The sequence below is a fragment of the Pleionea mediterranea genome, from assembly GCF_003148745.1.
GTDB lineage: Bacteria > Pseudomonadota > Gammaproteobacteria > Enterobacterales > Kangiellaceae > Pleionea > Pleionea mediterranea.
This window is the reverse complement of sequence record NZ_QGGU01000003.1, coordinates 195,685-219,108: the sequence shown is the minus strand read 5'-3', so window position 1 is coordinate 219,108 and position 23,424 is coordinate 195,685. Positions and strand designations below refer to the sequence as shown.

Genomic DNA, 23,424 nt, shown 5'->3' with positions numbered 1-23,424 from the left:
GATTTGATCTATAAAAAACTGACTCTGAAATATCAGAGGAGTTCCGGGACATCTGTGGGGCACAGATACTTTATAAAGTTGGTTTTTCTAACTGACAATTCGGATAACATCCTAAGACTTTTAAGTATTGACAGTGTTCTTCAGAATTTTTAATAGCTTGCTTTAATTTTGGATCATGCAAGTGACCTTCGAGATCGGCGTAGAATAATTCTTCCCATGGTTTTTCTGGCACGGGGCGTGACTGTAATTTTGTTAGCACAATACTCTGTTGCTTAAGCTCGTTTAAAACATCCGCCAGTGCGCCCGGATTTTGCCGTGTGGCAAAAACAATCGATACTTTACAGGGAACTTCCTCCGGAATGTGATCAGGTTGTTTGCCAATAACAATAAAGCGGGTGAAGTTATTGCGATTGTTGGCGGTATTGGATTTTATGACATCCAGCTGATAAAGCTCGGCGGCAAACTCATTGGCTACGGCAACCACACCTGACTCGTTACGCTTAATGACTTGCTCCAGAGCATCAGCGCTGCTGGCGCAATATTCAATTGTCCAGTTGGAGTTTGATTGAATCAAATCATTGCATTGAGTGATTGCTTGCGGATGACCTAATACGGTAGTGATTTGATTATGACTGTGCTTGTGACCGACCAGACAATGACGTATTTCTAAAATTTCTTCGCCAATAATATGGATCCCTGAACCTTGTAATAAATCATACACCTCCAAAATTGCACCGGAGGTGGTGTTTTCTATGGGCAATATACCAATGTCCATGGTGTTGTCTTGAACCGAGGTTAAAATATCTTTAAAAGTTTTATAGGCAAATGGTGCCGGTGCAGATGAGCGCTGTGAAAAATATTTGTTTAATGCCTGATGTGAATAGGAGCCCTGATCACCGAGATAAGCAACTCGAGGTTTGTCGGGATTTTTTGCTTTGATTTTCATCTGGTATTGATGCTTTACCGATTGCTCGATAATCAGATCAAATAATTGATGAACAAAAAACTCATTTAACCCGAGCTGTTTACCTAATGTTATTTTCTTTTGAATTAAATCTTTTTCTCTGTCCAGATCGCGCGTTTGTAAATTGGCGGAAACTTTATGTTCACCCACTTGATTGCAATATTGAGATCGTTTGGCTAACAGGTTTAAAAGTTCAATATCGATGTGATCAATGGCTTGTCTCAGTTGTTCCAGTGCGCTATCGGTTAACATTATATTTGTCCGTTTGTTGGGTTGACCAGTAATTAATTTTTTTGAAGAGCTGAAAACGAAAAAACCTCCCAGAGGGGAGGTTTTTTTAAACGATGATCAGCCTCCCGATGTTTACAGGTGAAAAAAGTAAAAATAGAAAGCTGCGTGTTGAGTCATGTACTCAAAGTAATGCCTGGCTTTTTCAAAGTCAATAAAAAAGCCCGGCGGGGAACCGGGCATACCATAACTGGATGGAATAAATGTATGTAACAACCAAGACTGGGAAACCCGTACATGCATCAAATTGAGTACTCAGGCAATCCAACAAAATGTTGTCGTGTCTGAAATCAGACGTATGTTTTTGGTAACCCAACTTGAGTATAGTTGAAATAAACATTTGTCAATTTAGGCTGTTTATATTACAAAAAACAGTGAGTTAACAAAGAGTTAGTGGTAAGAGTTAATAAAGAAATGAACAAATCTGGATGTATTATTCTTAAAAACTGATTTTATAGAACAAAGCAATATCAAAAACCGAAGGAAAGTAATTTTCCCTCGGTTATTTTCTCAGTTATTACGCAGCAGGTGTTGTGGTAATAACGCCAGGTACAAAAACGCGATAATCGCCGTTTAAAACATCATTTTGAATGGCTGCCATATCATCAGACATATAGCGATCTTCACTGTAATGACTGACTTTGTTTCGAATGGCCTTATGAGCCTTTTGTAAAACCTCTGATGTTTTAAGAGGTGATCGGAAGTCGATGCCTTGCGCGGCACATAATAATTCAACCGCTAAAATACCCGCCGTGTTTTGATTCATATCCGTTAAGCGTCGAGCGGCAAAGGTTGCCATACTGACGTGATCTTCCTGATTGGCAGAGGTGGGTAAACTGTCAACGGATGCCGGGTGAGCAAAGGTTTTGTTCTCACTGGCTAAAGCTGCTGCGGTTACCTGAGCGATCATAAAGCCAGAATTCACACCAGAGTTCTCGACCAGAAAAGCCGGTAAGCCGCTCATATTTTTATCCACAAAGATTGCGATTCGACGTTCTGAAATAGATCCTATTTCAGCAACGGCGACAGCTATTGCGTCAGCAACCAGCGCAACGGGTTCGGCGTGGAAGTTTCCACCCGATAAAATATCGCCATCGTCACTGAATACCAGGGGATTATCGGAGACGGCATTGGCTTCAATCAATAATGTATTGGCGGCGTAGCGTAATTGATCCAGGCAGGCGCCCATAACTTGAGGCTGGCAACGCAGTGAATAAGGATCTTGCACTTTATCGCAATCTTCATGAGACTGGTTGATTTGACTGCCAGCTAACAAGTCTCGATAGATAGCAGCGGTTTCAATTTGTCCTTTATGTCCTCTTACGGCATGAATGCGCTGATCAAAAGGCGTGACACTGCCCATTAAAGCATCGACACTGAGGCTTCCAACTACCATGGCCGCGGCAAAATTATTTTCTGCCAGAAACAGACCTTTCAGTGCTAATGCCGTGGATGCTTGAGTGCCATTTAATAATGCCAAGCCTTCTTTTGGTGCAAGTTCGATGGGCTTCAGATTAATGGAGGTCAGAGCTTCCGTCGCTGGTAATTGCTGATCGTTGAGAAGGATGCGTCCTTCGCCCAGTAACACTGCGCTCATATGCGCCAGAGGAGCCAGATCACCCGATGCACCCACCGAGCCTTTTTCTGGAATAACAGGCAGAGCATTTTGATTAAATAATTCAATTAGCATGTTTAGCGTGCTCAACTGAATACCGGAATGCCCCTGCGCTAATGAATTAATTTTTAATGCCATCAACAGGCGGGTCGTGGCTTCATCCAGTGGGTCGCCCAAGCCTGCGGCATGAGACAGTACCAATGATTGCTGCAACAAGGTTAATTTATCGTTGGGTATACGCGTTTGCGCTAACAGGCCAAAGCCTGTGTTGATGCCATAGACGGTTTCATTGTTGTCGATGCAGTTTTGTACCGTTTGTGCCGATTGCTCAATTGCATTAATGGCAGAATCGCAAAGTTCTAGTTTGACGCGCTGTTCAAACACCAGGCGTAAGTCATCCAGTGTTAACTGGCCGGGGATAATTTTTAACGTTCGCATAGTTAACATCCTTACGATTGAATCATGGGCAAGTTGAGCTGATGTTCTTTGGCGCACTGTCTGGCAATGTCATAACCAGCGTCGGCGTGTCGCATAACACCGGTGGCCGGATCATTCCACAATACACGCTCAATTCGTTTATCTGCCTGTTCGCTGCCATCACAGCAGATAACAATGCCGGAGTGCTGTGAGTAGCCCATACCCACGCCGCCACCGTGGTGCAATGACACCCAGGTTGCACCACTGGCAACATTCAACATGGCATTTAATAATGGCCAGTCGGATACGGCGTCTGAGCCATCTTGCATGCTTTCGGTTTCACGATTAGGACTGGCGACCGAACCTGAGTCGAGGTGATCTCGACCAATCACAACGGGCGCTTTCAGCTCGCCATTTCGGACCATTTCATTAAAGGCAAGTCCCAGTTTGTGACGTAAGCCAAGGCCAACCCAGCAAATACGGGCGGGTAATCCTTGAAAGCTTATTTTTTCTCGCGCCATATCGAGCCAGTTGTGTAGATGAGGATCATCATTGATGATTTCTTTTACTTTCTGATCGGTTTTATAGATATCATCCGGATCGCCGGATAGTGCTACCCAACGAAATGGGCCTATACCACGACAGAAAAGCGGGCGAATATAAGCGGGCACAAAGCCGGGAAATTCAAAGGCGTTTTTAACACCTTCATCAAATGCTTGCTGGCGAATGTTATTACCGTAATCCACCGTTGGAATTCCTGATTGGCAGAAGGCCACCATGGCCTCTACCTGTTTCGCCATCGATTGACGTGCCGCTCGGGATACGGTTTCTGGTTCACTTTGAGATTTTTCTCGCCATTGCTCGATGGTCCAGCCGATGGGCAGATAACCGTTTATTGGATCGTGCGCTGAGGTTTGATCCGTTACCAGATCCGGTTTAATGCCTTGCTGCTGCATTTGTGGAAAAATTTCTGCGGCATTACCCAGCAAACCAATGGAAACGGGTGCTCCCTGTTCCTGAGCTTGCTTTAATAAGGTCATGGCTTCATCGATGCTGGTGGCTTTTTTATCCACATAACGGGTACGCATTCGAAAATCGATACGGGTTTCGTCACATTCAACCGCAATCATGGAGTAGCCTGCCATAGTGGCCGCCAGTGGTTGGGCACCGCCCATTCCGCCAAGGCCTCCGGTTAAGATCCATTTGCCCGATGTATCACCATCAAAGTGCTGTCGACCTGCTTCGACGAAGGTTTCGTAGGTGCCTTGAACAATTCCCTGACTGCCAATGTAGATCCAGGAGCCTGCTGTCATCTGGCCGTACATCATTAAGCCTTTTTTATCGAGCTCGTTGAAATGCTCCCAGTTGGCCCATTCGGGAACCAGGTTTGAGTTGGCAATTAAAACCCTTGGGGCATCTATGTGAGTCTTGAATACACCGACCGGCTTGCCCGACTGCACCAATAGTGTTTCATCATCATTCAGATTCTTCAGGCTGGTAATAATTTGATCGAAACATTCCCAGTTACGGGCTGCACGACCAATGCCACCATAAACCACTAAACTCTGAGGGTGTTCTGCAACATCAGGATCAAGGTTATTCATCAACATTCGAAGCGGCGCTTCGGTTAACCAGCTTTTGGTGGATAACTGACTGCCGTGTGGTGCGCGAATGACTCGATTGGGATCCGTTCGATTGGTGTCCATTGATCAACCTCTTGTTCTAAAGTAAATACTAAATACAGTGTTTTAAACCGGTAAGTTATAGCAGAAATTATACTTAAAATACTTGTATAGACAAGTGTGTGGAGACCAAAATATTACCATTTAAGGCAGCTTTAACGGCTTGTCTAGTGATCAAAAATTGGTTGTTTGATTTGTCGAGAGCTTGATGAGCTCTCTGAGAGTGCCGTGTCTAAACTTAAGATTTCAAACACGGCAATACTTGTCTATGGGATAATTTTTTCAGGTTTTTGGATGAAAACGACTACCCAGACGGTATCGTTTTCCCGGATGGTACAGTTTGGCGTAGCTGATGGCTTTGTCAAACGACCAGGTAATACGCGTTAATAACAACACTGCTTCATCATCTTCCAGATTGAGTAGATTATAAAACTGCTTTTCGGGCACCATTGCTTCAATAATATGTTCGGCTTCTGTTACCGGGGCAATTTGCGTTAGATACTCATTGGGGGTAATGGCTTTAAAATCTTGTTTTAAGTAGTCTTCAGCTGCCAACGGGTTAATAAATCGCTCTTCAACCTGTACAGGTTCTTTGTCCTGATAATGCACAATAATTGAATGGAATAGGTTGCTTTGTTCTGGCAGTTCAAACAGTTGCGCCATTTCTACCGAAGCGGGTATTTCACTCATTTCTATTAATGAGGCTTTATGAGTGTGCCCTTGCTCGGTGATTTCTGTCTTGATGTTTTTAATTTCTAACAGAGAGCTTTGATGTTTATCTTCGGCAACAAACGAACCTTTACCGCGGACTCGAACCAGTATGCCTTCCGAGTCCAGCTCTTCCAGAGCTCGTCGGGCGGTCATGCGACTGACCTGACAAAGTTTCACCAGTTCATTTTCGGAGGGTACTTGTTGACCAGCGCTCCACTGGCCACTTTTTATACCATCCATAATATGGCGCTTAACTTTTAAATATCGGGATTCAGATTTCTGCATGATTAACTACTAATTGTATAGACAAGATTTTGGGGCAGTGATCGTATAAAATAGTCTCCCTCGAAGCAATCACTAAAGTGGAATTATGCAAAATTACCAATTATTGAACGACATTGATTTTTTACAAAAAGTAGAGTCTTGCGAAATTCCAGGGGATGCATTTGATCACAAGGCGCACATTCGACTCGCCTGTCTGTACTACTGGCAGCACGGATTTGACAAGGGGCTGCATAAAGTAGCTGAGTCCATTCGCAGGCTTGCCGAATCTTTGGGCGCAACGGATAAATACCATGCTACCGTAACCTACGCCAGTTATCGTTTGACCTGTGAAGCCTTACAGCAGATGCCTGAAGCAAAAGAATGGCAGGCCGTTCAGCATTTATTTGAAACATCGGATGTTATTTCCGAAACACAAATCAAGCGTTATTACAGTGACTTTTTATTATCCACCGATGCCGCCAAGCAGCGCTGGCTGATGCCTGATATAACGCCGTTTAGGAATGTTGCAGATGTGTATTCGCCAGATTTTGAGTGGATTGAAGGGCGTGTCCCCTTATTAATCAGTATGCCTCATAACGGCACTTGTCTACCTGTTGAAGTCGCCAGCAATATGTCCGATGAGGCGCAAAAAGTTAAAGATACCGACTGGTACTTAAGAGTGCTTTATAACTTTGCTTTGGAAAACGGGTGTTATCTGATAAGTCCACTTTACTCCCGGTATTTGATTGATCTGAATCGTCCGAGTGATGGTGCTGAGTTGTATCCGGGCGCCAATAATACGGAACTTTGCCCGACGACGGCTTTTGATCTTCAGCCACTGTACTTAAATGGAAAGCAGCCGGATGCGTCAGAGATTGAACGTCGAACTCATCAGTATTGGGAGCCTTACCATAATAAGTTGTCACAAACGATGGCGGCTATGGAGCAGCGTTTTGGTGGCGCTGTGTTGCTTGAAGCTCATTCGATTGCGTCACGTGTGCCGCGTTTTTTTGAAGGCCAGCTACCGGACTTTAACTTTGGCACCAATTTAGGCCAGAGTTGTGATTCTATCATTACAGAGCGATTAAAAACGTTTGATACAAAAGGTTACACAAAGGTGATAAACGGACGCTTTAAAGGCGGGTATATTACCCGTCAATACGCAAATCCGGCGTATAATCGACACACTGTACAATTAGAATTGTCGCAGGCAACTTATATGGATGAACAGACACTTGGTTATGACCAAACAAAAGCCGATCAAGTTATTCCCGTACTGCAAGAAATGGTGGAAAGTTTAATCAACGTCTCTAACGAGTTGTCTATCGCTAAAACGCGATAAAAATTATGCAAATGTATGAAAAGTTTATTATCCTTATAACAGAGCATGGAAAAGGATTTAGTAGTTTTGTCGCATATTAAACGAGTTAAAGTGTTCGCTAACCAGTTAGAGGTCGGTATGTTTGTATCTGATATTGACCGAGACTGGAGTGAAACCAGCTTTCTGCTTCAGGGATTCACCCTTCAGGATCAAGATGATGTACAGTCCGTACAGAAGCAATGCGAATATGTGTACATCGATTTTTCTGATGAAAATGACTACAAGCAATTTCGCGCCAAAACCACCGTCTCTAAAACACTCAAAGAGCAATACGATAAAGAGCTCAGTGCTGCAAGCATCAAAGCAGAAATTCGCCCAGCAACGAGAGCCTATAAGCATTCTAAAGGCGTGATAAAAGGTATTTTAGATCGTGTGATGCTTGGCGAAAATTTTGAAATTGCGGCCGTCAAAAAGCATGTCAAAGAGTGTGTTGACAGCATAGTCAGAAATCAAAATGCCATGTTGATGATGACATTAATCAAACATAAAGATGAGTACACCGCCGAGCATTGTCTTAACGTGGGCGTGTTATCCATCGCTTTTGCAAAATTTCTTGGCTATGAGCGCGATCAACTTGAAGAAATTGGTCTGGCCGGAATGCTGCATGATATTGGAAAAGTCAAAGTCCCTGATGAAATTTTAAACAAGCCGGGTAAATTGACCACTGAAGAAATGGCCATCATGCGTGAACATGCAAAGTTGGGGTATGAAATTTTACTGAGTAAAAAGGATGTAGCAGCGTCGGCTGTCGATGTGGCTTATTCCCATCATGAACGGTTGGATGGTGAAGGTTATCCTAGAGCTTTGGAAGGCCATCAAATATCCGATTACGCTCGTCTGATTGCCATTGTCGACTGTTTTGATGCGGTTACATCCGATCGCTGTTACGATCGTTCTCGCTCAATATTAGATGCTTACAAAGTATTAATGCAGGCGAGAGACACCCATTTTGACGCTCAGTTAGTGACCAAGTTTATTGAATGGCGGGGTATTTATCCTCCGGGTTCCATTGTTGAAATGGAAAATGGTGAAGTTGGGATCGTGTTAGCCACCAATAAGCGCTACAAATTACGTCCAAAAATCCTAATGGTGTTGGACGAACTGAAAGAAAAGCGCAGAAAAGAACGAATAATTGATATGTCAAAGCTTGATTTAGACGCTTCTGCCCAAACATACCGTATTATTAAAGCGATCCCCAACCATGCCTTTGGCATCGATTTGCAAGATTACGTTGATAAAGGGTTGAGTATCGCGGCTGTCTAACCCGATAGCGCTGGCATTAAACAACAGCGTTATTCAATGAAGAACCTATATATTATGTCTTTACAGTCCCACCTTGAGCGTCTTAAAAACTTGTTGTCTGAGCAAGACTTACAACTGTTTGAGCAATTAAGCGAACGTCTTAATAACACCGAAGGCGATTTTACCGAGCTTACTGAGCAGGACTTGGCGCTGATTGCCCAGATGGAAAAAAAGTACGGCGATAAAATCCATCAGTCAGCGGTAGAAAATCTCGATGAAGTGGTCGATGAATCCAAACAAATGTCCTCGAGTGATGATACGTCTGAACATGAGGTTGTAGATACGCCAGACTCACAAGCTCATCAGCAGGACGAGCCAATATTAGGTGTTAATGCCGTCATTCCGGATGAGTTTCCGTTATTAAAAACCGAATTTGCTCTGTATGTGAAAGACATGTTGTTGAGAGAACTGGGAGAGCAGTTCTCAAGCTTAAAAGCGTCAGTAAGTTATGCGTTTGAGAAAAAGTGGATTCCGCAAGAACTGCAAAACCCAGATGTTTGTGAAACCTTATTTGAGCGTTTTTTCTCAGATATTGAGCAAGCTAATCAGTGGCGTTATGAACTTCAGGGACAAAAAGTGGATAGCAGCAACAAGTCAATGGCCGTGGGCTTAACCTGGTTTATGTACGTATTTCAATTAAAGCAGTGGTTAGATAAACATCATAGCTGAATGGCTTAATTTGAGAGTATGCTTGCAAGTAAACAATTGAGTTTAATGGCTAGATGCTTAGAAGATAAAGAAAATACCAAAATAAAAAAGCACCTGTTTAAAGGTGCTTTTTTATGGTGTTCTTTTAATTATGCTTTTCTAAAAACGTTCCCTCTATATTTATCTTACTAAAACATTTAAGTGATCAAGAAAGAGCTTTCGATTTTATTTATAAACGATTAACAGCTTAGGAAACGGACTTAGCTGAATATAAAAATTAAAATCAGTGCAATAACTACTATAATTCCCATGGTATATCCTTATTCTGGTTACTTCAGAGATTAACACCTGATTTGTGGTCGTTAATCGTTGAAACAAGGGCAACTGACAGTATCTAGGCTGTTACCTGTTATGCTATTCAAGCACAATCAGTTGCTAAAAGGCAATTGTAAAAAGTAACAAGACGTATCCTGTGTCTCAATTGAGATATATTATCCAGAGCTTCTGTTAGTTCTAGAGTCTCAGAGCACCATCCACTTCAATAATCCGACCACTGATATAGTCGTTTTCAAAAATAAACACTACCGAATGAGCAATATGTTCTGGTTGTCCCATGGATTTTAGCGGTATGGATTGTTTTATTTTATCCAAGATTTGCGGTTTGATAGCTTGAGTCATTTCGGTTTCTATAAACCCTGGGGCGATAGCCGCGCAGCGTATGTTATATCGGGCCAGCTCTTTGGCCCAGGTGGTGGTTAATGCCGCGACACCAGCTTTGGCGGCTGCGTAATTACTTTGGCCAAGGTTACCGTGTCGGGAAATAGAGGATATATTAACGATAACCCCCGGTTTATCCGCTGCAATTATGGCTTTGGCGGCTTCTCTGCCACACAAAAATACACCGGTAAGATTGATGTCAATCACTTGTTGCCAGTGGCTTAAGCTTAAACCATCGGTTACTTCATCTTCACTGGCTTTAACCAATAAGCCATCACGAGTGACGCCAGCGTTATTAACCAGTCCATCAAGATCACCGACATCCTGTTTAACTTGCTGGAATACATCACGAACCTGCTGTTCATTGGCGATATCACAGTGATAATGGTGTACTTGAAAATTTCGCTGCTTCAATTGCTCCGCTGTATTTTGCAGGGCAGTCTGGTTGATATCGAGCAACACCACGATGGCGCCTTTCTCACAAAGTGAGGTGCTAATAGTGCGCCCAAGCCCCTGGGCAGCGCCTGTTACGGCAATGATCTTGTGATTCAATGTCATCATAGTAAACTTTTTAGTGTCTGTACTTTTTTATAGAATATGCAATTTGTGCGCTGCAATAAAGTGATGATAGCTGGATCAATCTGTCTTTTCCAGTTTTGTGAATGACATTTTTATAGCAATGCTTTGTGTGTATTTCCGGTTGGATTTGTATGGTTATACGAGCAATCGTTTAAATTGAAAGTGGAAAGTGAACGCTTAATTAGTATTAAGTGATTTTTTCGCTTGGCACCAAAAATAAAGAAAAAATGGGTACTAAGGTATTTAAACGATTAGCTTAAATACCTTAGTTTTAAACGGATTGAGTAAAACTCATCTGAATAAGGCAGAGAGATTACTTTAAATCCAGATATTTTTTACCCTGATTAAATACGATATCCACAGGGATATTGGCTTCGGTTAGTTTATCCAGTTCAGATTGAAGCTCATCAGTGATAACGCCTTTGCTAGCCAGTAACTGCTTAGCACCTTCATAATCACCATTACCTTGTAATGTCAGTAATAACTTTGACAGATCATTCATGGCGGTGGTCATTTTATCGAAATTGATTCGGAACTTGCCTGTAGCCGAATCTTTTTCAAATGCGCCTTTTTCTTTAAAGTAATTAAAGCGGATCATATTGGCTTTACCGTGCGCAGAAGACGCGCCAAAGCGAACTGAGCGGAAAATACCAGCAAGAAATGTCACGTAGTTGTCCATTAACTTGCCTTCGGTAATTTCACCTTTATTAAACAGTTCGGTAATCATATAAAGACCTAAAATATCGGCTTTACCTTCTTCCAGTGCCGAAGCTGTTTCTTTAAGGGCTGTACGAACCATGCCTTTGTCATTGATGGTATTTTTAATGCCCAGTCCGTGCGCTACTTCATGAAACATGGTGTTGGCAAAAAATGCATCAAAGGTAATGAATTGTTGTTGTTCATCGGCGATTAATAATTGAGAAATAGGCACAAGAATTTTATCGAACTTGGCACGCATGGCATTTTTAAGTTGCAGACGTCGCGTGCCTTTTGCCAGTTGAACTTCTTCGTCATTGGGTAGATTGATGGCTATGGTTTTTGAACCCGCATTACTGTGACCGGCGTAATACACAACATCGTAAGCATTTAGATCCGCATCGGTGCCAGGCATTTCTTGCTTATATTCTTCACTGACCGGTAAGCCTTGTTGTAACTCAGGCAAAAACGCAGCAAATTTTGCCAGTCGCTCACTCCACTGTAAGTCTTTAATCAATACGTAAGACTCAAAAGCAGAGCGATAGCCAAACAGCTGATCTTCATAAGTTTCAATAGGACCTAAAACCAATTCTACAGGGTTGGTTTTCATGTCCATCCAGGCAAAGTCGGACGGTTGGTATTGATTACTCAGCAATGCCTCAGCGCGCATCTTCAGGTAGTTTTTAAACTCTTTATTATCGGCAAGTTCGGACGCCTGTTTTAATAACTGTGCAGCTTTTTCCAGCGATGCCTTGTATTTAACATTGTAGGGTACCAGCGTTAACTCACCCTTGTCGTTGCGTTCAACCATTGAGTAGAGTTCTGCGTCACGGTTATTCGCAAGAAACGCCTGGTTATCTTTTTGCCATTGCTCGTACTCTGATTTTTCCATGTCTTCAGGATAAAACTGAGCACCTAAGGGTTTTTCTTCGACACCGGTTAAAAATGGTTTGTCACCTTCGAGTCGATCCCATGGACCGTAGTTAATATCGGCGAATGCTTTGGCACCCTCATGAGAGATTTTGCTCAATAACTCAGACTTATCGCCATAGGCCTGTTGCCAGAACAGTTGGTCCATAATTTTACTGGCGTCAATTAAAACGGCGATCATCTCTTTTTGATTGGAAGACAGGTGAGAAAGATCCGCGGTTAGAGTGAAATCTGTGTATATGCCAAAGCGATCAGTACTGATGGGTTGGTAAGCCTGGCTTTTTGTATCGGCCTGTTCAGCGGCTTGTGTTTTTTCGGCCACTTTATCTGTTTCAGCGTCCTGTTTTTGACAGCCCATTAAGGCAAGAGTGATTGCAGAAGCAATCGATAAATATTTTAAGTTCATGGTTAATCCCCAACTAACTTTATGCGATTTGTCACGGTTGTGAATGTCGCTTATTGTTTGATATTAAATATGGTTTAAAGACAGGGCAACTATAGCAGGGTTCAGGTGTATCAGGAAGTAGAGCCAATGACGGCAAATGTATGTCGGGTGCTTAAACTTTAATCTCTCTAAAATCAGTTTGCGGCAGCCATTAACTCAATAGGATAGGGCATAAAAAATGGATTATCGCCAATTTGGTCGAGGGTTAACTGACTGGATAGTTGGCTGATGTGTTTGGCAAACAATGCTGAAATCCATTGATCGCTGTCTTGTCGTCTTAATGTTTTAAATAACACTCTCAGCGACGATTGTAATGATTTCTCTTGCTGACTAATAAAAAGTTCCAGCGCTTTAAAGGCATGATGAACTCTAAATGGCTTTTGTAATAAATGGGCCAGATAGGTTAAGTAATTTTGTTGAGTGGCTTTACCATTGGCCCAGAGTTCCAGAACCTGCTTAAGCTCTTTAGATTTCATCGGATCAATGGATTGAAACAGTAAATGGTGCTGATTGTGGAAGCTGCGGGCGCCATTTTCAGGATTGATTTTTACCTGTTGATAGAATCGACCCAGTGTAAAGCAATGCAGAAGAAATCGGTGTCGGTAATCCTGATGTAAAACGGCTTTATCATCAATCACCGGCAGGTGAGGGCATTCGCGTCGCATTAAACGAACATAATATCCGCTGCCATAATGCACACTGTTATCTTTATCCCGAATCATGGGGGTGTCAGTCACACCACAACTGGGCGATTTACTTTTTGTGATAAGGCCACAGATATAGGGACTTTGTTCAATCAGCTTAAGGACAAAGCGCTGCATACTGGCAGTATGATCATGATGGGGTGGTGCGACATCTTGCAAAACAATATTAAAGTCTGTTTTACGCAATTGTATGGGCGTACGGGGTACACTCATGCCTGAGTTGACTTCTGGGCACACCGATAATGGTTCTATAAATGGATTAAACTGGTCGACTAAATAGGCAGAACGTTTGTGTTGACCGTCGTAACGAACGCGCTCTCCCATTAAACAACTGCTAATCGCCACTTGCGGTCTAATCATAAAACCAACTATATTGTCCCTATAGATACTCATTCAATAATAGCAGTTAAATTATGTTAGACAAATTAAAGCAGTTTTTTGATAAGCACCTGAATGTGGATGAATCTTCAGCAGAGGATGTTGAACACTCGCTGAGAATTGCCGCTGCCGTGTTAATGATCGAAGTGATGAAAATGGACTTCGAAATTAAGGACGAAGAGCAAGATCAAATTTTGGCTCTGTTAAAACAAGAGTTTGAGCTTACCGATGATGAAGCTCAGTCATTGTACGAAGTGGCAACCGACAAATCGTTATTTGCTACTGATTTTCATGAGTTTACCCGGCTGTTAAATGATCATTATTCCATCGAGCAAAAAATAAAACTGATCCGGTTATTGTGGAAAGTGGCGCTTGCCGACGGCAAAGTTCATGCTTATGAAGAACATCTTATTCGCAGAATAGCTGATCTGCTGCACTTACGGCACAGCGAGTACATTCAGGCCAAGCTGGCTGAAGTGCACTCCATGGATGATTAACAGACTCTCGTTTTAACGGCCAGAGCCGTTTGACTAACCGCTCAGTAAGGTGTTTTCGGCGCGTTCAATACAATCAGGCTCACCGGATAACAGCACAATATCACCCATCTGCAATATCATGTGCCGACTGGGCGGGGTGTAAGAGGTGGCGCCCCGTTTAATGGCTTCAATATAAATCCTTTCCGGTAATTGAATACGACTGATAGGCTCACCAATGGCGTGGGCATTTCCATTGAGAACCACTGCATGCAGCCGTTCATGGTGATTTTCCAGCACGCGCATCAGGTCGGACGAAGCACCATGGAAAAAGCTTTGCAGCAGATGGTAGCGATCATCTCGAACCTTTTGAATCTCATCGATAATTTTACGCAGTGGTAGTCCGAGGGTATACATGACCTGTCCCACTAGCATCAGACAGGACTCTAACGATTCAGGAATAACCTGACTGGCGCCGTTGTGTAAAAAACTTTCCAGATTGCTTTCATCTTTGGTACGAACCATTACGGGTATATGAGGATAGAAGTTGCGAGTGGACGACAGCAGATCCATGGTTGATTTTTTATTATCAAAGGTAACGACCACTAAACGCGATTGATTGATCCCAGCCGCATGAAGAATACTGCGCCGTGTGGCATCACCAAAAAAGATCGCTTCTCCTGCCGTTCGAGCCTCTTTAACCCGCACCGGATCAAGATCGAGTACCACCGATGCAATGTCGAGCTTATCGAGAAACCGCTTTATGGTTTGCCCGTTTCGACCGAAGCCACAAATAATAACGTGTTGATTAAGATCTTTAACCGCTTCACTGATCAGGTGTTTGCTGGAACTTTGCTGTCTGGAATGCAGCTTTAAACTGAACAATCGGCGGTTGATTTGATCGGAGTAACGAATAAGAAAAGGTGAAATAAACATACTCAGTACACCCACTGCCAGTACTATGGATGCGATTTTGTCACCGATAATGTTTTGCTGGCGGGCAATACCGATAAGCACAAATCCAAGTTCTCCGGCCTGTGCCAGGATCAAGCTGGCTTTAAACGCATCCTCAAACTTCTCTTTCATCATGGTGGCTATGGATAAAACAATCAGCAACTTACTCAGCATAAAGCCGATTAATAATCCGGTTATGAGTAGCCAGTGATCCAGTAATGTTTGCAGATCGATCAAGGAGCCAATGGTGATAAAAAACAGTCCGAGTAAAATATCTCGGAAGGGTCTAATTTCGGTTTCTATCTGATGTTTAAACTGAGACTCTGCCAGTAACATACCGGCAAGAAAAGCCCCCAAAGCCATTGATAAGCCCAACCACTGAGTAAACCATGACGCTACCAGCGCCACGGTGAGGCTGGTCATCACGAACAATTCATTACTGTGAGAGGCGGCCACTTCCTGAAACAGTCTGGGTAAAAACCACTTGCCAACAGCAATAATCACCAAAAAGGCCAGAGTGCCTTTGACCAGTGCTATCGACATGGTTGACGCAATCAGCTCTGGCTCTGGATGAGCCAATATAGGCACCAAAATTAAAAATGGGACCGCAGCCATATCTTGAAATAACAAGGTGGCAATGGATAGCAGGCCATGTCGATGATTTATTTCATTTTGCTCATCCAGCTGTTTGGTGACAATAGCGGTGGATGACATGGCCAGCGCGGCTGCGATCACCAGCGCGACCGCCCAGGGTACCGCAAACAGTGATACCGCAATAAAAAATACCAGTCCACAAAGGGCTACCTGTAGCGAGCCCAAGCCCAGCACCTGCCGGCGCATGGCTATCACTCTGGGTACCGAAAACTCCAGTCCAAGCGTAAACAGCATAAATACCACCCCAATTTCAGCAATAATATGGGCGTTGGAATCCGGCGCAAAAAACTCCAGTCCAAGCTGTCCCATAAATAGCCCTACAACCAGATAGGCAAGAATGGTGGGGAGTTGCAGCCTACGAAACAGCGCAACCAGTAACACACTGCTCGCCAGAGATACCAATACCTGAGCGTAGATTGCATGATGCATAAAGCGGTTAAGTTCCTGTTTATTCGTTATTTATTTATCAATATTAAGTTTAGTCGTTTTTTAACGATTTGAAATAATGTCTGCGTGAATGCCGGGAACAATAGCAATTTGCCCCTGATATTGTGTTTGCTCAACTGGCTTTATAACAATCAATTTCACGGATCAAAGAAGTTAAGCAATGGTTCAGTTTTGTTTTGGTTAAATAGTCGTTAACGTCATTCATCAGGTTAACAGGAATACTGTTATGAATAAAAAACAAATCGTATTTGCATCATTGTTATCATTGATTGTATCCGCATCTTGGGCCGCTAATAATTCGCACATTGCAGATGGTATTGCTGCGACCAGTAGCGTTGGTGATTCTAATAATACGGCCAAGAGTACGGTCAAAAGTCCGGCCAAATCTCAAGGTATTACTAATACAAAAGAGAATGCTGGTGCGAAAGAGAATACCGATGCAAACAAGAAGAGTGAGTCTGCAAAAAGCGCTGCTAAAGCGAAAACTTACTCAGCAAAGCATCATTCAGATAATCGGGTTAATAAAAACGCGACCCGTCAAAGCCAAGTTAGAGCTGTTATTGATAAGCAGGCGCTGTCCGAGAATGACAAATCATCGGTTAAAACCGACAAGCGCAAGCGTTTGATTGCTGATAAGTCTGTACGGGGTAAAAGTCCTGCCTTGTCGCAAAAAAGCCATGAGTTTGAAATTTATGACGCCAACAGTTATCTGATCCATGACATAGATGGTGATGGTTATTTCAGTGAGTTTGAAATTGAGTTTGATGCCGACACTGTTTACAGCTGGGCAGAAGTGTACGCGGTTTTATATATCAGCCGTAATGGTGGGCCCTGGGAAGAGTATTACACCACTGATATATTCGAAATTCATGGCAGCAACGCCGATGAATACTCCGTAACAACGGTATTAAATTTTGATTATCCAACGGGTGATTACGACATTTTGATTGATCTTTATGAGTACGGTTACTCAGGGATTGTTGCAACCTTAAGTTCAGAGCACGACATTGATCTGAGTTATTTGCCGCTTGAAGATAGAGATCATGAAACCAACTATCAGTCAGGATTCTGGTTTTACGATATCACAACGGATTTAATTACTGACTATGATAACGATGGATTCTACAGTGAGTTTGCATTGTCGTTTGATGTTGATACTGACTATGCCAGTGCCGATGTTTACGCAGAAATATTTTTTCTGAATGAACAGGGACAATGGGAACTTGAGTACAGTTCTTCGGATATAACACTGCTAGGTAACTCAACAACCGATACTCAGCATCTTGAGTTTGATTGGCAGTCGGGTTATCCAACCGGTTATTACGACTTCAAAATTGTAATTCGTGATAGCTACTCAAACGAACAGCTGGTAGAAACTTACAGTGAGTTCTACGCCCTTAATGAAGTACCTCTGGAATCTGCAGACAGAGACAATAGCTATAACTCGGGTAATAGTGGTGGTAGTCACAGTGGTGGTGGTTCCAGTACCAGTTATGAAAGTGGCGGTAGCCTGTCAGTATTAATTGCTCTACTTGCTGTTTTTGGTGTTAGTCGTCGCAAGTGGTTATCTTAATCATTTTGGTTTACTGGCAGAATTTTAGCGGTAATAAAAAGGCGGTTTAGATACCGCCTCTTTTTGTGACAGTCCGTTTTTAATGACTGCACTCATAAAGCGTCTTATATAACTAAATTGTATTTCTCATACAAACTCAGTGCTATAAAGTAATTGCGTAGGCTATAAATAAAGCCTGTAAAAAAGCTATCTGGAAAAATAATTTATATAGAAAGAGAATTGATATAGATAGTTAATTAATAAAGGTAGTTAATAAAAGCAGTTAATTGGTTAAACAGTAAAAAAAACTATTCATAGAATTATTAGTAAAACTAGAGAATATATGAACTTATACACGCAATCCAGCATTATTAACGTCATTATCGTGGTCCTCATTAGAGCTCCGCGGGGATTGCTTTTGTATTAACAAAAAATAATATTTTAAAAAGCCCCCGCACCGAAAGGTCCGGGGGTTTTTTTTGCGCTTATAAAACGAATCGACAAAACGAGATGGAAATGTGTATTAAAAGTTACCAGCGTTTGCAACAGCAAGCTTTATTAAACGCAAAAGTTAAGTATGAGTTTGAGAGTGATGCGAAGTCCATTTTGGAGAGACTTGCCAGATGATTCCGTTGGACAGTAATTCTTATCTGACAGGTGCTGAGTATTTGGTTAAAGCGCTGGCAAATAAGGGTGTTAAAAAAATATTTGGTTATCCTGGCGGTGCGATTATGCCTGTTTATGACGCCTTAGTAGACAGTGAGCTTGACCATATCCTGTGTCGACATGAGCAGGCGGCATCGTTGGCGGCGGATGGTTACGCCAGAGTCAGTGGTGAAATTGGTGTTTGTTTGGCAACCTCCGGACCCGGTGCAACCAATCTTATTACGGGGCTTGCCAATGCCTATATGGATTCTGTGCCTGTACTGGCGATAACCGGTCAGGTTGCCACGTCATTAATAGGGACTGATGCGTTTCAGGAAATCGATATTTTTGGAATGACATTGCCTGTGGTGAAACACAGTTTTCTTGTGCAGTCGGCAGAGTCGCTACCAGAAATATTAACCAAGGCAATAGCCATCGCTCAGTCGGGCAGACCGGGCCCTGTTTTGGTGGATATTCCCAAAGACATTCAGGTTACGGAATTTAATTTAATAAGTTCACTTCATTCAACAGAGTTAGGTGATGTTAATGAATCAAAAAACAAAACTGAAAATGATGCAGTTAAGGTTCACTCGATTGATCAATACGCTGCGTTGATGACGCAAGTTCAGTCTTTATTAGAATTATCGGCAAAGCCACTGTTCTATTTAGGTGGTGGAATAGGCATTGCAAAGTGTGAGTCATTATTACGACAGTTATTGCATCAAACGAGCATTCCAGCCATTACAACATTGAAAGGCATTGGGTGTTATGGCGAATATTCACTCGGACTTGGCATGCTTGGCATGCATGGGCATCAGGCTGCAAATTTAGCGGTACAAAATTGTGATTTGTTAATAGTTATTGGCGCCCGATTTGACGATCGGGCAACCGGTAATCTTGAACGCTTTGCACCAAACGCCAAAGTCATTCACTTTGATATCGATGATGCGGAAGTGGATAAGCGTCGTTTCGCGGATGTCTCCATCGTTGGAAATCTAACAGATACTTTGAAGGCGTTTTCAGAGCTCTTTATGTTGAACAATGTTAATCATCGTCAAGAGTCGAGTGAGCGGCCAGACTGGGGTAAGTGGAAAGAATGGTGTCGCCAACAAAAAAAAGATTTTCAATGGCAATACAACCCTCCTGGTAACGGTATATATGCGCCCAGATTACTTAAGTATTTAACTGAAACAAAAGATGAACAAAGAGTTATCGCCTGTGATGTTGGACAGCATCAAATGTGGGTGGCGCAACATTGCCAGTTTAGCGCCGTCAATCGACACTTATCGTCTGGCGGACTAGGAACCATGGGCTACGGATTGCCGGCCGCTATCGGTGCGCAATTTGCGGAGCCTGACAGCTGTGTCATCAATGTGTGTGGTGATGGTTCTTTCGCTATGAATTTACAGGAGCTTATCACGCTGGTCCGTTATCGATTACCGGTGAAAATTTTATTAATCGACAACCAAAGTCTAGGCATGGTTAGACAATGGCAGCATTTGTTTTTTAAAGATAGATTCAGTGAAATTGATCTATCCGACAACCCTGATTTTGTACAGGTTGCTCAGGCATTTGGCTTGTCGTCAATGCGCATAACTCATAAGCATGAAGAACAGGCAGGTATTGATTGGTTATTCAGTGAAAAAGGGCCTTGTTTGTTACAGGTTTGCATTGACAACGAACAAAACGTTTGGCCATTGGTACCTCCTGGTGCGGATAACTCTGAGATGATGGTTCAAAGTGATGGTTAAGTTATCAATGAAAAATGTCATTGAAAATTATTTCAAACGAAAACGTAAACATTAAAGGAGAGCATTGTGTCCGTTATAAAAATGCAAGTCATGCAACAACCCGGAAGCTTGGAGCGAGTGTTAAGAGTAATTCGACATAGAGGATTTAATTTGTTGGATTTAACGGTGAATGGCTCTCTGGATAATCAAATATTTTCATTGATGGTTATGGTTTCTGGCGAGCGGCCTTTATCGTTTCTCACCAAACAATTGAAAAAGTTGGTTGATGTGAATGATTTAAGCGTTAACGAACAAGCTGTTAATAGTCAGGCTTTCAATGCAGGTAATAACCCGCTTAATAAGCTTGATAGTCATTACGCGAATTCGGCTTAAACCAGTTTTAGCGTGATGAAAGAGTCAGGTATGGCATTAATCAATACAAAATATTATGAGTAAGTTATGAAAAAAGATACTGCATTACTCTACGACACGACCTGTCGTGATGGCGCCCAAATGCAAGGGATACAGTTTTCAGCACAAGATAAGCTGGCCATTGCACAAACACTGGATCGCTTTGGCATTGATTACATTGAGTTGGGCTGGCCCGGTGCTAACCCGGTGGATGATAAAGTGTTTGAACAGTTGGCCAGTCATCCTTTACAAAAAAGTAAATGGGTGGCGTTTGGTGCAACGTGCAAGCCTGGCATTGATGCTAAAGAAGACCCTCAATTATCGGCGTTGCTTAATTCAGGCGCACCGGTGGTAACTCTGGTTGCTAAAAGTTCAACATTTCATATTGAAAAAATTCTTGAAACAACTGTGACCGAAAATATCCGTATGATTACTGACTCTGTGGCTCATTGCAAAAGCAGGGGCAAAGAAGTCTGGCTCGATGCGGAACATTTTTTTGATGGTTTTAAATCTGACGCTTCGGTTTCCATGCAATGTCTGAAAGCGGCGGTTGATGCTGGTGTCGATGGTGTGGTGCTTTGTGATACCAATGGCGGAACTTTACCGTCCAAGGTGTCGGAAGTGGTTGCCTTTGTCAAGCGACAGTTAAACTGTGCCGTAGGGATTCATGCTCATAATGATTGCGAACTTGCCGTGGCCAATGCTTTGGCTGCAATTGAATCCGGTGCCAGTATGGTTCAGGGGACTATTAATGGCTACGGTGAAAGGTGTGGCAATACCAATTTGATTTCTTTGATACCTACGCTTCAGTTAAAACTTGAACAATTTGACGAACGCAATATTGATTTAAAAAAATTAACAGAGCTATCGAGAGTTGTCGCATCACGCAGTAATAAAATGTTTGATGCCTTTGCGCCTTATGTTGGGGATTCTGCGTTCGCTCATAAAGCTGGCTTACATGCATCTGCTATGCATAAGCACCGGCAAAGTTATGAGCATATTGATCCTGAGTTAGTCGGCAATCATCGAAAAATTCTGGTGTCGAATCAGGCGGGTCGCAGCAATTTAAAACAAAAAGTCGAAGCCTTAAATTGCACCGTTGATAACTTGCCCTCGGCGCTATCTTTGATCAAACAAAAAGAAGCGTGTGGCTATCAGTTTGAAGAAGGTGATGCATCGTTGGCGTTGTTACTAAAACGCATGGATGAACATTATGTGTCACCGTTTGCGGTACAGGAGTTTTCGGTGACTACGTCGAGTCGTGCATCCAGATCGATTTCCTCAACGTTAACCCGGTCTCTGGGTAATGCTTCAGCTGATCTACTGCATCATGCGGCAATTAAAGTAATGGTTGCAGAGCAGAGCTTCTGGTCTGCGGCTGAAGGTAATGGGCCTGTTGAAGCCATCGACAAAGCATTAAAAGCATCGCTTAATCATCAATGGCCAGAACTGCATCAAATTGAATTAACCGACTACAAGGTTCGAATTCTCGATCCCGAATCTGCAACGGCTGCAACCACTCATGTCTGGATTGAATCGAAGTTTCGGGAGAATGTCTGGCAGACGATTGGTTGTTCCACCAGCATTATTGACGCGAGCCGACAAGCGTTATGCGACTCACTTGAATATTTTATTCAACACTTTGTTACTGGGGAGTTTGTCACTGGAAAATGTGTCACTGCAAAAACAACTCGGCAAGCGCTGAATCATTCAGGTTTAGATTCCGGAGGGTCAGGCTCAGATTCTGAGAAATCAGGCGAGTCGGAATTTACTGATGAATACAATGATTTTACAACCCGCAACTCAAAAACTAAAGGAGCAAGCAATGGCGATCAAGCAGCCTGAATTAATCTGGTTTAACGGCAATCTGGTGCATTGGCACGATGCAAAAGTTCATGTGTTGAGTCACGCCATTCATTACGGCTCTTCGGTTTTTGAAGGCATTCGATGTTATGAAACTAACGATGGTCTTGCGATTTTTCGACTAAGGGATCATGTAAAACGATTATTTGATTCGGCAAAAATTTATCGTATGGAATTACCTTTCACTTTAGAAAGTTTAGAGCAGGCCTGTCGTGATGTTATTACTGAAAATCGATTGACCGCGTCTTATATTCGACCTGTTGCGTTTCGCGGTTATAACTCTATTGGTGTGATGCCATTTGATAATCCGGTTGAGGTTGCGGTTGCTGCTTTTGAGTGGGGTGCTTATTTGGGCGAAGACAGTTTGGCTCAGGGGGTAGATGTTGGTGTGTCGAGTTGGAATCGCTCAGCTCCAAATACCATACCGACTGGCGCAAAAGCGGGTGGAAACTATTTATCGTCGCAATTGGTGGTTGAGGAAGCACGTCGTCATGGATACGCCGAAGGTATTGCGCTGGATACTCAGGGTTATATCAGTGAAGGCAGTGGCGAAAATATTTTTCTGTTACGCAACGGAAAGCTTTATACGCCGCCTGCCACTGCCGCTATCTTGCCCGGATTAACCCGTGATTCCATTATCACACTGGCAGAAGCACAAGGTATTTCTGTGGTTGAAACCAATATTGCCCGTGAAGCCTTGTATCTGGCGGATGAAATTTTTATGACCGGAACCGCTGCCGAAATCGTTCCGGTACGCAGTGTTGATGGGCAGATTATTGGTGCCGGTTGCCGGGGCCCTGTAACCGAACAGTTGCAATCATTATTTTTTGGCTTATTTGATGGCACAACACCTGATGAGTGGGGCTGGCTGGAACGCATTTATCTTAAGCAGCCCTGCGAGTTATATAGCGCTTAAAAGGTTAGCGTTTACAGGATTGGCCTTTAATTATTTTTTATAAAGAAACCATAAATAG

17 protein-coding genes are annotated in these 23,424 nt (G+C 42.8%); 9 read left to right on the top strand and 8 right to left on the bottom strand.

The window, feature by feature from the left end; genetic code table 11:
- Positions 1-70: 70 nt before the first annotated feature.
- The 4 genes from pheA to hutC form a co-directional block, all read right to left on the bottom strand.
- Positions 71-1,216: a prephenate dehydratase gene (gene pheA, locus C8D97_RS04965; RefSeq protein WP_109762541.1), complete on the bottom strand. Its 1,146-nt coding sequence runs from the start codon at positions 1,214-1,216 to the stop codon at positions 71-73.
- Positions 1,217-1,769: 553 nt separating this feature from the next.
- Positions 1,770-3,305 (bottom strand): histidine ammonia-lyase, encoded by a 1,536-nt coding sequence (gene hutH / locus C8D97_RS04960; protein WP_109762539.1) that lies wholly within the window; start codon positions 3,303-3,305, stop codon positions 1,770-1,772.
- Positions 3,306-3,316: 11 nt separating this feature from the next.
- A complete protein-coding gene (gene hutU, locus C8D97_RS04955; RefSeq protein ID WP_109762537.1) occupies positions 3,317-4,990 on the bottom strand; it encodes a urocanate hydratase in 1,674 nt (557 codons plus the stop codon).
- Between the two features lie 258 nt (positions 4,991-5,248).
- Positions 5,249-5,962 carry a histidine utilization transcriptional repressor HutC gene (gene hutC / locus C8D97_RS04950; protein ID WP_109762535.1) on the bottom strand — a complete coding sequence of 238 codons (714 nt, stop codon included), beginning with the start codon at positions 5,960-5,962 and terminating at the stop codon, positions 5,249-5,251.
- 85 nt (positions 5,963-6,047) lie between these two features.
- Here hutC and hutG point away from each other — a divergent pair, with 85 nt between their 5' ends.
- From hutG to C8D97_RS04935, 3 genes are all read left to right on the top strand, one after another.
- A complete protein-coding gene (hutG, locus tag C8D97_RS04945; RefSeq protein WP_245411395.1) occupies positions 6,048-7,283 on the top strand; it encodes an N-formylglutamate deformylase in 1,236 nt (411 codons plus the stop codon).
- Positions 7,284-7,349: 66 nt separating this feature from the next.
- Positions 7,350-8,585 carry a cyclic di-GMP phosphodiesterase gene (locus tag C8D97_RS04940; RefSeq protein WP_170115142.1) on the top strand — a complete coding sequence of 412 codons (1,236 nt, stop codon included), beginning with the start codon at positions 7,350-7,352 and terminating at the stop codon, positions 8,583-8,585.
- A gap of 54 nt (positions 8,586-8,639) precedes the next feature.
- Complete coding sequence (locus C8D97_RS04935) at positions 8,640-9,293, top strand: hypothetical protein (protein WP_109762531.1); 654 nt, start codon at positions 8,640-8,642, stop codon at positions 9,291-9,293.
- Between the two features lie 492 nt (positions 9,294-9,785).
- On the opposite strand, the gene C8D97_RS04930 is transcribed toward C8D97_RS04935, so the two are convergent.
- The 3 genes from C8D97_RS04930 to C8D97_RS04920 form a co-directional block, all read right to left on the bottom strand.
- On the bottom strand, positions 9,786-10,550 hold the full coding sequence (locus C8D97_RS04930; protein ID WP_342587781.1) for an SDR family oxidoreductase: 765 nt from the start codon (positions 10,548-10,550) through the stop codon (positions 9,786-9,788).
- Between the two features lie 331 nt (positions 10,551-10,881).
- Positions 10,882-12,600 carry a dipeptidyl-peptidase 3 family protein gene (locus C8D97_RS04925; RefSeq protein WP_109762527.1) on the bottom strand — a complete coding sequence of 573 codons (1,719 nt, stop codon included), beginning with the start codon at positions 12,598-12,600 and terminating at the stop codon, positions 10,882-10,884.
- Positions 12,601-12,773: 173 nt separating this feature from the next.
- Complete coding sequence (locus tag C8D97_RS04920) at positions 12,774-13,703, bottom strand: DUF523 and DUF1722 domain-containing protein (protein WP_170115141.1); 930 nt, start codon at positions 13,701-13,703, stop codon at positions 12,774-12,776.
- Between the two features lie 53 nt (positions 13,704-13,756).
- Here C8D97_RS04920 and C8D97_RS04915 point away from each other — a divergent pair, with 53 nt between their 5' ends.
- Entirely contained in the window at positions 13,757-14,218 is a 462-nt protein-coding gene (locus C8D97_RS04915) for a tellurite resistance TerB family protein (RefSeq protein ID WP_109762522.1), read from the top strand.
- A gap of 33 nt (positions 14,219-14,251) precedes the next feature.
- On the opposite strand, the gene C8D97_RS04910 is transcribed toward C8D97_RS04915, so the two are convergent.
- Positions 14,252-16,231 (bottom strand): monovalent cation:proton antiporter family protein, encoded by a 1,980-nt coding sequence (locus tag C8D97_RS04910; RefSeq protein WP_109762520.1) that lies wholly within the window; start codon positions 16,229-16,231, stop codon positions 14,252-14,254.
- A 244-nt stretch (positions 16,232-16,475) separates the two neighbouring features.
- Here C8D97_RS04910 and C8D97_RS04905 point away from each other — a divergent pair, with 244 nt between their 5' ends.
- The 5 genes from C8D97_RS04905 (at position 16,476) to C8D97_RS04885 (ending at position 23,366) form a co-directional block, all read left to right on the top strand.
- Entirely contained in the window at positions 16,476-17,822 is a 1,347-nt protein-coding gene (locus C8D97_RS04905) for a choice-of-anchor H family protein (RefSeq protein ID WP_109762518.1), read from the top strand.
- A 602-nt stretch (positions 17,823-18,424) separates the two neighbouring features.
- A complete protein-coding gene (gene ilvG / locus C8D97_RS04900; RefSeq protein ID WP_109762516.1) occupies positions 18,425-20,197 on the top strand; it encodes an acetolactate synthase 2 catalytic subunit in 1,773 nt (590 codons plus the stop codon).
- A gap of 66 nt (positions 20,198-20,263) precedes the next feature.
- Complete coding sequence (gene ilvM / locus C8D97_RS04895; RefSeq protein WP_210204858.1) at positions 20,264-20,569, top strand: acetolactate synthase 2 small subunit; 306 nt, start codon at positions 20,264-20,266, stop codon at positions 20,567-20,569.
- Positions 20,570-20,635: 66 nt separating this feature from the next.
- Positions 20,636-22,432, top strand: coding sequence for a citramalate synthase (cimA, locus tag C8D97_RS04890; RefSeq protein ID WP_109762514.1), 1,797 nt, complete (start codon positions 20,636-20,638; stop codon positions 22,430-22,432).
- A complete protein-coding gene (locus tag C8D97_RS04885) occupies positions 22,413-23,366 on the top strand; it encodes a branched-chain amino acid transaminase (RefSeq protein WP_109762512.1) in 954 nt (317 codons plus the stop codon). The genes cimA and C8D97_RS04885 overlap by 20 nt, the downstream gene beginning before the upstream one ends.
- Positions 23,367-23,424: the final 58 nt, after the last annotated feature.